The sequence below is a fragment of the Sporosarcina jeotgali genome, from assembly GCF_033304595.1.
Taxonomy (GTDB): domain Bacteria; phylum Bacillota; class Bacilli; order Bacillales_A; family Planococcaceae; genus Sporosarcina; species Sporosarcina jeotgali.
Genome location: NZ_CP116341.1, coordinates 2,024,295 through 2,037,991 on the forward strand (window position 1 = coordinate 2,024,295; position 13,697 = coordinate 2,037,991).

The window sequence follows — 13,697 nt, forward strand, 5'->3', positions numbered from 1 at the left end:
TGTCAGCACATATCCGTGCAACCATCAGAATCGCATTTTACTGGATTACACCTGTTTTCGCAGTGAAAAGCAGTCGGTAACAGATGAACATCTGAAACCCACTGCTTTTAAATGATTGCCTGGCCAATCGAAATTACGCGTTTTGTTTAATTGTTTCAAGAGTTGTTTTGTCACACGTCGTAACCAATTTCACAAGAAGTTCTTTTGCTGCTGCGTAATCATCGGTATGAATGATTGATGAAGATGTGTGAATGTAACGAGAACAAATGCCGATGATCGCACTCGGTACACCTTCGTTTGAAATATGGACTTTCCCTGCATCTGTTCCGCCTTGTGAAACGAAATACTGATATGGAATGTTATGAGTTTCTGCCGTATCGAGGATGAATTCACGGATCCCGCGATGCGTGATCATCGTTCTATCCAGAATACGCAATAGTGTCCCTTTGCCGAGCTGCCCAAATTCTGTCTTGCTTCCGGACATATCATTTGCAGGACTTGCATCCAATCCAAAGAACAAATCAGGATTAATCATGTTTGCAGCCGTTTGAGCTCCACGCAAACCGACTTCTTCCATTACTGTTGCTCCAGAGTAAAGTTGGTTTGGCAGGTCTGTATCTTTAACTTCCTTCAACAATTCCAAGGCCAATCCGCAACCGTATCGATTATCCCAAGCCTTAGCCATAATCTTTTTTTCGTTCGCCATCGGTGTGAACGGACAAACCGGTAACGCTTGTTGACCTGGACGGATTCCGATGCGCTTTGCATCTTCCAGATCATCCGCACCGATGTCAATCAGCATATTTTTAACGTCCATTGGCTTCGCGCGCTGTTCATCGGTCAAAAGATGTGGAGGAATGGAACCGATAACGCCTGGAATTACACGTGTGTCTGTAATAATTTCAACACGTTGTGCGAGCATAACCTGGTTCCACCAGCCGCCAAGTGTTTGGAAACGAAGCATTCCATTTTCCGTAATTCCTGTAATCATGAAACCGACTTCATCCATATGTCCAGCTACCATTATTTTAGGGCTGTCCTCAGGTCCTTTACGAACACCAAAGATGCCTCCCAAGTTGTCTTGAATCATTTCATCTGAATATTTTTCAAGCTCGCCGCGTAAATAGTTACGTACCGCATGCTCGTTACCTGGCGCACCTGGTAATTCTGTTAGCGTTTTAAACATTGCAAGAGTTTCGTTATTCATAAAAGGATTACCTCCACTTTAAATTATGTACATTACGTATTGTAGAACAATTCAGTCGAAATTACCAATTGTCCAGTTCGTCATCCGAAAGAATAGAGTGAGTAGTCTCGCTTATTCAAATTGAAAGTGGTATGATACACTTATTAAAATGACTAGTAAGGAGTGCTGTCCGTATGAAGTTCAAAGAATTTGCAGCCGGCGTTCTGACCGGAGCAGCTGCAGGATTAGTCGTCAAAGGAGCCGTAGATCGTGCAAACTCTGCTGTTCCAGCTGAGCAAGTATTAAAAACAGTAAAAGATGCATTTAAAAAAGAAGGTCCAATCGATGGTTCATGGATTGTGATGAAAACTGAGCCATTCACGAATAACGTCATTTCTATGAACGTTTACAGAGGCGGAGTTTCACGCATTAAAAATGGCGTGTTGGAACAATATGAATTCGCAGCTGATGCTAAAACAGGCACAGTTGTCGAGCTCGTTAAAAATTAAATTCCTAGTTCTTTCCGGGAATGAATAAGGGCTGTCTCAAATAGTCATGTAAACTGACTACTTGGAACAGCCCTTTTAAATTCGTCTAAAAAGAATTAATAAGTAAACAAAACTGCTGTTCTTCATACAGCACTCGTTTCGGGTATTCCAGTCAACGAGTTCTTTCCACTGATTCAATGACATGTTTCCCGGTTTCATCGAAGCGAACGACCCGATAAACAGCGTCATGGTAGAAGAAGAAACGATGACCTTCCTGACGTGCTTCTTTCATGAGCTTTTCTTTCGCGAAGATGGAATCCATCGGGTAGTCATCGAACGCCAGCACCCATAACGGGTTACTGTGCGCATGTGTAGGCATGATGTCAGCCATATGGATCATCGTCTCTCCGTTTTGCTCAAGGCGGATAATGCTGTGACCGTCACTGTGACCGCCTGTGTGAACCATTGTAACTCCCTGCAGAGGTGAAAACTCTTTCTCAAAAGGCTTCACTTGGTCTTGGATCGGCTCCCAGTTTTCTTTGAAGTACGTATTTCTTGAGCGGATATTCGGGTTACGCATTTCATCCCATTCAATTTGCGAAACGTAGATCTCGGCATTCGGAAAAACAGAAACGAGCTTGTCATCTTGCCATTCCGTCAGTCCAGCTGCATGATCATTATGCAAATGCGTCATGAGAACCATGTCGATGTCTGCCGCAGTTAAGTTGAACTCAGAAAGACTTTCTGCAACTCGAGTTTCTGCGCGGATTCCTAAGTTACGCTTTTTCTTTTCATCCAGCTTCCCTTTGCCGATACCAGAATCAATCAGCAAGTTTTTCCCTTTGAATTGAAGTAAGATTGGATCTGTCCGTAATTCAATCAAGTTGTTCTCATCAGGTGCATACTTTTTAGCCCACATTGCTTTAGGAACTACGCCAAACATCGTTCCCCCATCCAAATAATTGACGCCCCCGTCAAGCCAAGTGAGTTTCATATCGTAGAAATTGTATGTATCCATTCAAACATCCCCTTTTGGTTGAATTATGCTTTGCTCATGAACCTTGCTTCCAGACGATAGATGGGTTGTCCTTTCGCCGAAAACTTCTCTTCATATTCCGTCATCACATTATCTTCAGGCATTTCCGCATGCAGATCCAGCGATACATCCAGCAAACGCATTCCGTATTCAGACATTGCAACAAGTGAGTACTCGAATAATCCCCGGTTGTCTGTTTTGAAATGGATTTCTCCATCTTCCGGCATGACGGATTGATATAAACTTAAAAATTCACCGTGAGTGAGACGACGTTTCGCATGTCTCGATTTCGGCCATGGATCTGAGAAGTTCAAATAGACGCGGGCAACTTCTCCCTTTTCAAAGATATCAGTAAGTTCTTTCCCATTTGCGCGCAATAACCGTAAATTAGCAGGAATTCCTGAATCAACGACTTTTTCTACTGCTGAAACGATAATACTGTCAAAATGCTCGATTCCAATATAGTTGATATCCGGATTTGCTAATGCCATCCCTACAACAAACTGACCTTTTCCTGTCCCAACTTCAACATGGACCGGGTTTTCATTTCCAAAAATTGCGGACCATTTCCCACTCTTTGTTTCCGGTTCTTTAATAACAATTCCAGCATGCTCTTCTAAATAATCTTTTGCCCAAGGCTTATGGCGCAATCTCATCGTTCAACCACTCTTTTCTTCATTAATGTTAATTATTCGTTTTCCGTTTCCAGCGATTGGTCTTCTGTTTCAAACAATCGGCTTGCGGCTGTTGTTTGACAAAGGTCAAGTATTGTTTGTGCAGCTTTAAATTGATTGGATTTCATGGGAGTGCTCAATTTCTTCCCTTTTTCCAACCATTTTGGATAATCTCTTCGATCGATGATTTGGATATCATGAGCAATACCAGGAAAGTCAATATAACTTTCTCTTGAAAGCAGGAGTTTTCGAATCGGGAAATCGACTTCCTCGGATGCAAAAAGACTGGATACAATCTTCGCCATCCGGTTCAGGCCAATTGTCGGATTCAATAATTTGGTTTCTTGTTCACCGAGCTTTTTACTCCAAAACCGTTCTCCGCTCCCTACTAAGACAGAGCTTTCTTCCGCTTGCAGAACGGTCATGCAAATGCATTCAACGGGCGTCATGAGGAGGACTTCCAATTCGACAGGTGCTTTTTTTATTTTCAGGACAGGATAATAGAAGAGCAAATAGCTATCTGGCAAGCTCTCTAAAAAGTCATGAAGCAGCGGATCTCTCATGAATTTGCCGTCTATCCGAGACCGTTCAGTCAGCGTTGAACTTGCCCATTTCAATTGGAAGTGGAAAAGCTGTTCGATATACAGCTTACGCAGCTGTTGAACGGACCGTGGATCTTGAATAATATTCGGAGAGAATTGCAAGTCATCATTTTCATGTTGCTGATGCTTTTCTTCATCGGTACCTGCCTGTTCTTCTTTTCTAAAAGGAAGGAAGCGGGATAACGTGGAAAATCGCTTTTTTCCAGCTTCCTCTTCTATCGGGCTTTCGTTCTCTGGATGAACGGCTGATGATTCCCCATCAGCCGCAATTTGCCAGCTCGCTAGATCGACTCCATTGTCCCATTGCCGTTTCATACGTTCCCATTGGGATCGTTTCAGACGGATGAATTGGGTCGTATAACGAGATAGGTCATGTTCATAACGCGAGACGTAATCGAGCATTTTGACAAGCTGGGCCATCTATCGACTCACCTGCGCTTTCTGATTCAGTTAATTTCCATTTTCAGTTCGTGAATCGTTTCTTCAAACACTTGTTGCAGCCGTTCCGTGACTCGTCCAGGTACTCCTTCACCGACAGGTTTCCCGTCAACAGAAACAATCGGTGTGATTTCTGAAGTTGTCGAAGTGAGGAAGAGTTCATCCATTTCGTTGAATTGCTCCAGTGTGAACGGCTCTTCCATTACACCGATACTATGCTTTGCACACAATTTCAGCACGACTCTTCGCGTAATCCCATTAAGGATCAGATTCGTTGCCGGGTGAGTGTAGAGGATTCCGTCTTTTACACCGAACATATTTGAAGATGAACCTTCTGTAACTATCCCATCACGTACAAACACTGCCTCTGCACAGCCAGCCTCATAGGCTTCTTGCTTCGCTAATACATTGCCTAATAAATTCAAACTCTTAATGTCACAGCGCAGCCAGCGAATGTCATCAGTTGTTTTCACTGCCACCCCTTCTTTTATCTTAGAAAGCGGGCGCGGGTTATGAATAGCATATGCTGTAATCATAGGCACAACATCTTCACCTGGGAAGTTATGCATCCGGGGAGCTGCTCCCCGAGTTGCTTGAATATAGACATGTCCCTCTACTATACCATTATCAACGGCCAGCTTTTTTGCAATTTCCGTGAATTCTTCAATCGTGTACGGAAGGTCTAAACGGATCTTTTTAGCACTTTGTAAAAAACGTGTAAAGTGTTCCTCGGCAGTATAAAGCTTTCCATCATATACCTTCACGACTTCATAAACACCATCGCCGAAATAATAGCCTCTATCATCGATGGATACCTTCATTGTTTCTTTGTCTGCATATACTCCATTATTAAAGTAAATTGTCATCGTTGTTCTCCTCTCGAATACGTGTTAATTATGCTTGTTTGTATACAGTCTATGTGAGTTTAGTGACTTTTGCGAGCGTTTGTTTGCAGTACAAACAATTCTCTCCATTTTCCCACGTTCTTGAAAGAAAATAAAGAACTTTTCGCGTGTTGTCGGACTGATAAATTTATAAGCGATTTTAGCTTACTTTTTCAAAAATATACGTTATACTAATATTGTCAGAACAAACAATCTGACTAATTTTTGCTGGAGAGGATGTGCGGAGCACAGGCGATTTCAAGGAGCTAACGTAACATTTCCACGTCACAAACCAAGTCTATTGGAAATTGATGATGAAGGAGTGGTTCACAGTTGAATCCTGCTACAGACCGAATGCTGACCCGTATTAAAGATGTCTATTTGTACATCTATGGTAATGGTACTGTCACCACAGAGAATGTAGTCCAAGAATTTAGCATCACGGCGCGTACCGCACAAAGGGATTTAAATGTCCTGGAGTATAATGACCTCATTACGAGTCCGGTTCGTGGCCAATGGACAACGACAGCAAGAAAAGTGAAATTGCCTTCTTAACGCTTATCTAAGGCCGCCCAGCCTCAAAAAAAGGGCTGAATTGCTCCAAGCAATTCAGCCTTTTTTTCGTGGATCTAAATCGTTCAGTTCCTGTTCTGTCAGTTCACGATAATGTCCCAGCGGAAGCGACTCATCTAACGACAAGTTCCCCATCGATAATCGTTTTAGATACACCACTTGTTTATCAACCGCTTCAAACATCCTTTTCACTTGATGAAATTTCCCTTCTGTAATCGTCAGTTCAATTTCTGATATAGGTCCTGAAACGAGTATATTAAGAATTCCTGGCTTTGTATGGAATCCATCTTCAAGAGTGACACCATTTGAAAAAGCAATAGTATCCTCTTCCGTTACTACACCATCGATTTTCGCAAAGTACGTTTTAGGAATATCCTTTTTCGGTGACAGGAGCTCATGTGTAAGCTTACCGTCATTTGTAATCAGCAGAAGTCCTTCAGTATCTTTATCAAGACGTCCGACTGGGAATGGTTCAAATCGCTGTTCGTTTTCTGAAAGCAAATCGATAACAGTCTGATCCCATTTGTCTTCAGTTGCAGAAATGACTCCAGGCGGTTTGTTCATCATAATATAGATGAATTCCTGATGAATGACAGGCTCCCCCAGCACGTCCACGGAATCCTTTTCAGGGTTAACGTGCGCGCCAGGATCTTTCTCAGTCACCCCATTCACACGGACTGTTCCTTTCCGTACGAGTTGTTTCACATCTTTTCGCGTTCCAAATCCATTATTGCCAAGCAATTTATCGAGTCTCATTCATGATCTCCCCAAGCCGAATTTCTTTGTAATTCGTGTAATTCGATCTCCAAGCAACTTTTGTGCGAGTCCGCTTTTGAATGATAAGAATCCGTAAACGACTGCACCGACGCCACTGCAAATCATCAGGTACAGCAACGCTTGCATTTTTCCGGCAGGTGCATGGATCGCATACAAACCGGAACGTGTCAGGATTACTGCAGCTAGCATGATTGCATTGAAGAACAGAATCAGAATCGTACGGCGAATGACCAGTTTAGACTGGTAATTCAATTCTCTCTTGATGACAAAAACATTCACTCCAACTGCAATTCCATATCCAATAATGGTTGCGGCGATGGCACCATTCACTTCAAACATTTTGATAAGCGGGATATTCAGCATCAGTTTGAACAGCAGTCCGAGCAGCGAAGTGAAGACAATCCACTTATGCTTGTCGATTCCTTGCAAAATTGCGGCAGTCACTGTGTACAATCCGAATAGAATTGCAGCAGGTGCGTAACTTCTTAGTACTCCCGCCCCGACAGCGCTTTGCTGATACAGCACTTGATACGTTTCACTGGATAATGACATAATCCCGACTACCATGGGAATCGTCATAAATAACATGATTTGATATGTCTGATCGAGCGACCGTGTGATTCCTTTTTGATCCCCTTTTGCATAATACGTAGTCATCACAGGAATCAGAGCCATCGAAAAGCCGGTCGCCACCATTACCGGGATCATCACGATTTTGTGCGTCAGGAAATTTAACATACTTAAATATTGATCCGTCACAGCCGTTAATCCAATGGATTTCATAGCCCCATTGAAGGTAATCAAGTCCACGAATTGATAAAGCGGATTAATGACACCTACTAGTACAAACGGCAAAATATACGTAATGATTTCTTTATATATGGACGAAACCGGGATATCGCCTGCAGGCGGGCTATCCGCCAGTAACCGGTTCATTTCCGGTCTGTACTTCTTCCAATAAAGCCCCAATACGAATAGACTTGCGAGAGCACCAATGAAAGCAGCAAATACCGCAAATTTCACGGCCGTTTTCGGTGATCCTCCAAAGACATTTACGACAAGGTATGCACCAATCAGAACGACAGCAATTCGAACAACCTGTTCAGCAAGCTGTGAAACCGATGTCGGCTCGAACTTCTGGTATCCTTGTAAAAAACCTCTGATGACACTCATGATTGGAACAGCGAGCAACGCATAGCTTACCCAGCGGATAACAGAGACAATGTCTTGTACCGTGAAATCCTGCTCCTTATCTTTGATAACCATGTGGGCAATCGGCTCTGCCATGAAGTAAAGCGCTAAAAAGGACAGCACTCCTGTCAACGCCATAATACCGATACTTGACTTCAATAATTTTCGCCCGGTGGCGTAGTCTCCCAATGCGTTGTACTTGGAAACAAATTTAGAGACTGCAAGCGGTGCACCGGAGATCGCTATGGAGAGTGCAATATTGTATGGAATATATGCGTATTGATAAAGACCCACATTTTTCTCTCCGACGATGCTGTAAAAAGGAATTACATACAACAGCCCGAGTGCTTTCGATAAAAATAGGCCGATTGTTAAAATCGCAGTGCCTTTAACAAGATTAGATGCCATTTATTTATTCCTTCCCATCTTTCAATTACACCTCGGCATCAGAACGTGCTGAATTTTAGAAATCCATTATGCTGGCCATAGGCTGTTACTGAGTTCAGTCAAACTACTTTACAGTTTACTCTGCAGGAACAGTTTTCACAATGTTTTATCCCCATTAGTGTTGTATACTGTAGAAAAACTGAAAGTGTGATTTAAATGATTGATGTAATTATTATTGGTGGCGGGCCCTCAGGATTAATGGCTTCGATTGCAGCTGCAGAATCCGGGAACCGCGTACTCTTGCTGGATAAAGGTAAAAAGCTTGGCAATAAGCTGGCCATTTCAGGCGGCGGACGCTGTAACGTGACAAACCGTCTATCAGTTGAAGAAATTGTAAAACATATCCCCGGCAACGGACGATTTTTATATGGACCGTTTTCGGTCTTTAATAACGAAGACATTATTGCATTTTTTGAAGGTCTGGGTGTGGCGTTGAAAGAAGAAGATTACGGGCGCATGTTCCCTGTTTCCAATAAAGCAAAAGACGTGGTCAATGCACTGCTCAGCGAAATGGACAGATTGGGTGTTGAAATCAGGACGGAAACAAAGGTGAAAAAGTTGCTCATGAACGAAGACGAAATTCTGGGTGTCCGGTTATTGGACGGGGAAGAAATCCAAGCTAAGTCTGTCGTCGTAGCAGTTGGCGGGAAAGCCGTGCCTCACACAGGCAGCACTGGCGACGGGTATCCATGGGCGGAACAAGCAGGACATACTGTAACGACATTATACCCAACGGAAGTTCCATTGCTGTCTAATGAAAAATTCATTGTAGCGAAAGAACTTCAAGGACTGGCTCTTCGTGACGCAGCAGTCTCTGTGCTGAACGCGAAAGGGAAAACTCTTGTTACCCACCAAATGGACATGTTGTTTACTCACTTTGGTCTAAGTGGACCTGCTATTTTACGATGCAGCCAATACGTTGTGAAAGAGCGTATGAAAAATGGAGATCAGCCAGTTGTCATAAAAATAGATGTGATGCCGGATGACAATGAAGAACAAGTATTCCAGCAGCTGACGGCAACATTGAAAGAAGACCCGAAAAAAGCATTGAAGAACGCATTAAAGGGGATCGCCCCTGAACGCTGGTTACTATTTTTGTTTGAACAGGCCGACATGGAAGCGAACGAACCCGCGAATACGTTCTCATCGGAAAAGATCCGCAAACTCGCCAATTTGCTGAAGACGTTCCAAATGAAAGTAAATGGCACTCAGCCCATCGAAAAAGCATTCGTCACAGGCGGCGGGGTGTCGGTGAAAGAAATTGAACCGAAAACAATGGCATCGCGTAAAAAAGACGGGTTGTTTTTCTGCGGAGAGATTTTGGACATTCATGGCTACACCGGCGGATATAATATTACTTCTGCACTTGTGACAGGAAGACTCGCTGGCATGAATGCGAGCTTACACGCTTCTGAAAAGATGACGAGATAACTGATTAGCCAAGACACTTCGATTCGCGAAGTGTTTTGGCTTTTTTGGTTGAAGAAATTATAAGGCTCGTTGCGGGTGGCTGGTGGGTTGTATGTGGGAACGAGCGGGTTGCAGCGCGGAACGGGCGGGTTGCTCGTGGGAACGAGCGGGTTCCAGCGCGGAACGAGCGGGTTGCAACGCCAAACGAGCGGGTTGCACGTGGGAACGAGCGGGTTTCAACGCGAAACGAGCGGGTTGCTCGTGGGAACGAGCGGGTTCCAGCGCGGAACGAGCGGGTTGCACGTGGGAACGAGCGGGTTCCAACGCCAAACGAGCGGGTTGCTCGCGAAAACGGGCGGGTTCCAGCGCCAAACGAGCGGGTTGCTCGCGATAACGAGCGGGTTCCAACGCGAAACGAGCGGGTTGCACGTGGGAACGAGCGGGTTCCAACGCCAAACGAGCGGGTTCCAATGCCAAACGAGCGGGTTGCTCGCGAAAACGAGCGGGTTCCAATGCCAAACGAGCAGGTACTTGCCTCCACAATTCCATTTCCACACAAAAAAAACACGGAAGAGAGACTCATCCCCCTTCCGTGCCACCTCTATTTATCCAACCGCTACAATATTAACCAAGCGTCCTGGAATTGCGATAACTTTCTTCAACTCTTTGCCATCGATCCATTTTTGAACTTCTTCATTGGAAAGTGCCGCTTTTTCCAACTCTTCTTTAGTAATGTCTTTATCGACTTCTAATTTCGCACGGACTTTACCGTTAATCTGAACAGCGATTTCCACTGTATCATCGACTAACTTTTCCGCGTCATATGCTGGCCAAGGGACATATGTGATTGACCCTTCATTGCCCAGCTTCTCCCAAAGCTCTTCAGCCAAGTGAGGAGTGATTGGTGACATAAGCAATACGAATCCTTTCGCATATTCAGTCGGCACGCGATCTGCTTTATAGCATTCGTTGATGAATACCATCAGTTGCGAAATCGCCGTGTTATTGTGCATGCTTTCGAAGTCTTCCGTAACCTTTTTAACCGTCTGGTTGTACACTTTATCCAGTGTTCCGTCTGATTCTCCGCCGATTTTGCTGCCTAGTGTACCGTCTTCATTGACGAACAAGCGCCAAATGCGATCGAGGAACTTCCGTGACCCATCTAATCCATTTGTAGACCATTCTTTAGAAGCTTCCAGCGGTCCCATGAACATTTCATAAATGCGCAAAGTATCCGCACCATGAGAGTGAACGATATCATCCGGATTAATAACGTTGCCAAGAGATTTCGACATTTTCACGTTGCCTTCACCGAGAATCATTCCTTGGTTGAACAACTTCTGGAATGGCTCTTTCGTTTTAACCACACCGATATCGTACAGCACTTTGTGCCAGAAACGTGCATACAGCAAGTGAAGAACTGCGTGTTCTGCTCCGCCAACATAGATATCTACCGGCAGCCAGCGTTCCGCTAATTCAGGATCAATCAGCATCTCATCATTTTCCGGATCGATATAGCGCAAGTAATACCAGCAGCTGCCTGCCCATTGCGGCATTGTATTCGTTTCGCGACGGCCTTTCATGCCCGTCTTCGGATCGACTACGTTGACCCACTCCGTAATATTCGCAAGTGGAGACTCACCAGTTCCGCTTGGACGGATATCGCCCGTCACAGGAAGTTCAAGCGGCAATTCTGATTCATCAACAGCAGTCATTGTGCCATCTTCCCAGTGGACGATTGGAATCGGTTCGCCCCAATAACGCTGACGGGAGAACAGCCAATCGCGCAAACGATACGTGATTTTCTTCTCGCCTTTTCCTTCTTCAACTAGCCATGCAATCGATTTTTGAATTGCTTCGTCTTTTCCAAGACCATCTAGGAATCCTGAGTTCACATGCGTGCCTTCTCCAGTGAACGCTTCCTTCTCGATATCTCCGCCAGCCACTACTTCTGTAATCGTCAAGCCGAATTCTTTTGCAAACTCGTAATCGCGCTCGTCGTGTGCTGGAACTGCCATGATTGCGCCTGTTCCGTATGAAACCAGAACATAATCCGCAATCCAGATTGGCATTTTCTCGCCACTCGCAGGGTTCACTGCATAAGCACCTGTGAATACACCTGTTTTCTCTTTCGCAAGATCTGTACGCTCAAGATCGCTCTTCAGCTTTACTTTATCCAAATACGCAGCAACCCCGTCTTTTTGCTCTGGAGTCGTGATTTTATCGACCAATTTGTGCTCAGGTGCAAGGACGGCATATGTCGCGCCGAAAATCGTATCCGGACGAGTTGTAAAGACATCAAATGACTGCTCACTGCCTTCAACCGCAAACGTCAATTGAGCACCTTCAGAACGGCCGATCCAGTTACGCTGCATATCTTTCAAGCTTTCCGGCCAGTCAAGATCGTCCAAATCCTCAAGCAAGCGATCCGCATATTCCGTAATACGAAGCACCCATTGGCGCATCGGACGGCGTTCTACAGGGTGTCCGCCACGTTCTGATTTACCATCGATCACTTCTTCGTTTGCTAGTACTGTACCCAGTGCTGGACACCAGTTCACAGCCACTTCGTCCATATATGCAAGTCCGCGCTTATACAATTGGATGAAAATCCACTGTGTCCACTTGTAGTACTTCGGATCTGTCGTATTCACTTCACGATCCCAGTCGTACGAGAATCCTAGTTCATCCATTTGACGTTTGAACGTCGCAATGTTTTTCGCTGTAAATTCAGCAGGGTCATTCCCTGTATCGAGCGCATATTGCTCAGCTGGAAGACCGAACGCATCCCATCCCATTGGGTGCAATACATTGTAGCCTTGCTTACGTTTAAACTGACTCAAAATATCCGTTGCAATATACCCAAGCGGGTGACCGACGTGAAGACCAGCGCCTGATGGATAGGGGAACATATCCAATGCGTAAAATTTAGGTTTTGACGGATCGTCCGTCATTTTATACGTTTGGTTTTCTTTCCAATAGTCACGCCATTTTTGTTCGATCTGAAGATGATTGTAGCTCATAGTAAACTTCCTCCTATTCAAAATAAAAAACTCCCGTCCCCACTAAACAAGGGACGAGAGTGAAGACAGGTTCCCGCGGTACCACCCAAATTGACGGCTCTCGCCGCCCAACTTGACTCCTTAACGCGGAAAAAACGGCACGATTCGCTCACTCACGTGCAGACTCAGGAAGTGAGTTCACCAAGATTCCTTACTGACTCGCAGCCATCGTCAGCTCTCTGAAAAGGATAATCCTGCCTACTAATTTCCGTCAACGTCAACTTCTATTGAAATTCATTTTACTGGAATGAAAGGGGAATGACAAGCTTTTCATGACTGGCTTACTGTTTCACGTCAATCGTTAAGTCCGCTCCTGTTGACTCCACGATGTCTTGAACAGTATAGCCTTCAAACACTTCTTTTAAAACGAGTCCGTCTGGCGTTACTTCAATTAAACCGCGTTCTGTAATTATCTTATTCACAACTTGTCTTCCGGTTAACGGCAAATCACACTGTTTCTTGATTTTCGGCTCACCTTTTTTAGATACGTGGTCCATGATCACAATGATTTTTTTCGCACCGTGAACGAGATCCATGGCTCCGCCCATCCCTTTAATCACTTTACCCGGGATCATCCAGTTCGCAAGGTCCCCTTTTTCAGATACCTCCATACCTCCAAGAATCGCTACGTCGATATGTCCTCCCCGAATCATGGCAAACGATTCTGCACTGTCAAAGTAAGCCGCACCAATGCTCGCAGTCACCGTCTCTTTGCCCGCGTTAATGAGGTCAGGATCCACTTCGTCCTCTGTTGGAAATGGCCCAATCCCAAGCAACCCGTTTTCCGACTGCAACACGACCGTCTTATCGGGGGATATGTAGTTAGCAACGAGAGTCGGCATGCCGATTCCGAGATTGACATAATCTCCGTTCGCTATTTCCTTTTCTGCCCGCCGTGCAATTAGTTCTCTGGAATTCGCTGTTGTCAT

At 44.7% G+C, this 13,697-nt stretch carries 13 protein-coding genes and 1 other annotated feature; of the genes, 4 read left to right on the forward strand and 9 right to left on the reverse strand.

Annotated elements, in window-relative coordinates; all coding sequences use genetic code 11:
- Positions 1 to 133: 133 nt before the first annotated feature.
- Entirely contained in the window at positions 134 to 1,207 is a 1,074-nt protein-coding gene (locus tag PGH26_RS09925) for a M42 family metallopeptidase (protein ID WP_323690924.1), read from the reverse strand.
- Positions 1,208 to 1,380: 173 nt separating this feature from the next.
- Here PGH26_RS09925 and PGH26_RS09930 point away from each other — a divergent pair, with 173 nt between their 5' ends.
- Positions 1,381 to 1,695 (forward strand): PepSY domain-containing protein, encoded by a 315-nt coding sequence (locus PGH26_RS09930; RefSeq protein ID WP_323690925.1) that lies wholly within the window; start codon positions 1,381 to 1,383, stop codon positions 1,693 to 1,695.
- Between the two features lie 151 nt (positions 1,696 to 1,846).
- On the opposite strand, the gene PGH26_RS09935 is transcribed toward PGH26_RS09930, so the two are convergent.
- Genes PGH26_RS09935 through dat form a run of 4 tightly spaced genes read right to left on the reverse strand, consistent with a single transcriptional unit; the run spans position 1,847 to position 5,290 of the window.
- Positions 1,847 to 2,692, reverse strand: coding sequence for a YtnP family quorum-quenching lactonase (locus PGH26_RS09935; protein WP_323690926.1), 846 nt, complete (start codon positions 2,690 to 2,692; stop codon positions 1,847 to 1,849).
- A gap of 23 nt (positions 2,693 to 2,715) precedes the next feature.
- A complete protein-coding gene (gene trmB, locus PGH26_RS09940; protein WP_323690927.1) occupies positions 2,716 to 3,366 on the reverse strand; it encodes a tRNA (guanosine(46)-N7)-methyltransferase TrmB in 651 nt (216 codons plus the stop codon).
- Positions 3,367 to 3,398: 32 nt separating this feature from the next.
- Positions 3,399 to 4,406: an NERD domain-containing protein gene (locus PGH26_RS09945; protein ID WP_323690928.1), complete on the reverse strand. Its 1,008-nt coding sequence runs from the start codon at positions 4,404 to 4,406 to the stop codon at positions 3,399 to 3,401.
- Between the two features lie 26 nt (positions 4,407 to 4,432).
- Positions 4,433 to 5,290: a D-amino-acid transaminase gene (gene dat / locus PGH26_RS09950; RefSeq protein WP_323690929.1), complete on the reverse strand. Its 858-nt coding sequence runs from the start codon at positions 5,288 to 5,290 to the stop codon at positions 4,433 to 4,435.
- A gap of 351 nt (positions 5,291 to 5,641) precedes the next feature.
- Between dat and PGH26_RS09955 the strand changes: the two genes are divergently transcribed.
- Positions 5,642 to 5,863: a DeoR family transcriptional regulator gene (locus tag PGH26_RS09955; RefSeq protein WP_025786120.1), complete on the forward strand. Its 222-nt coding sequence runs from the start codon at positions 5,642 to 5,644 to the stop codon at positions 5,861 to 5,863.
- A 54-nt stretch (positions 5,864 to 5,917) separates the two neighbouring features.
- On the opposite strand, the gene PGH26_RS09960 is transcribed toward PGH26_RS09955, so the two are convergent.
- The gene (locus tag PGH26_RS09960) at positions 5,918 to 6,637 is read right to left on the reverse strand and encodes a pseudouridine synthase (protein WP_323690931.1); all 720 of its coding nucleotides are present in this window, start codon (positions 6,635 to 6,637) and stop codon (positions 5,918 to 5,920) included.
- Positions 6,638 to 8,257, reverse strand: coding sequence for a putative polysaccharide biosynthesis protein (locus PGH26_RS09965; RefSeq protein WP_323690932.1), 1,620 nt, complete (start codon positions 8,255 to 8,257; stop codon positions 6,638 to 6,640).
- A 195-nt stretch (positions 8,258 to 8,452) separates the two neighbouring features.
- Here PGH26_RS09965 and PGH26_RS09970 point away from each other — a divergent pair, with 195 nt between their 5' ends.
- Positions 8,453 to 9,727 carry a BaiN/RdsA family NAD(P)/FAD-dependent oxidoreductase gene (locus PGH26_RS09970; protein ID WP_323690933.1) on the forward strand — a complete coding sequence of 425 codons (1,275 nt, stop codon included), beginning with the start codon at positions 8,453 to 8,455 and terminating at the stop codon, positions 9,725 to 9,727.
- A gap of 87 nt (positions 9,728 to 9,814) precedes the next feature.
- The gene (locus PGH26_RS09975) at positions 9,815 to 10,393 is read left to right on the forward strand and encodes a hypothetical protein (RefSeq protein ID WP_323690934.1); all 579 of its coding nucleotides are present in this window, start codon (positions 9,815 to 9,817) and stop codon (positions 10,391 to 10,393) included.
- On the opposite strand, the gene leuS is transcribed toward PGH26_RS09975, so the two are convergent.
- Entirely contained in the window at positions 10,312 to 12,729 is a 2,418-nt protein-coding gene (leuS, locus tag PGH26_RS09980) for a leucine--tRNA ligase (protein WP_323690936.1), read from the reverse strand. The genes PGH26_RS09975 and leuS overlap by 82 nt on opposite strands.
- 46 nt (positions 12,730 to 12,775) lie before the next feature.
- Positions 12,776 to 12,992, reverse strand: a binding site (T-box leader).
- 57 nt (positions 12,993 to 13,049) lie between these two features.
- On the reverse strand, positions 13,050 to 13,697 hold the full coding sequence (locus tag PGH26_RS09985) for a 3-oxoacid CoA-transferase subunit B (protein WP_323690937.1): 648 nt from the start codon (positions 13,695 to 13,697) through the stop codon (positions 13,050 to 13,052).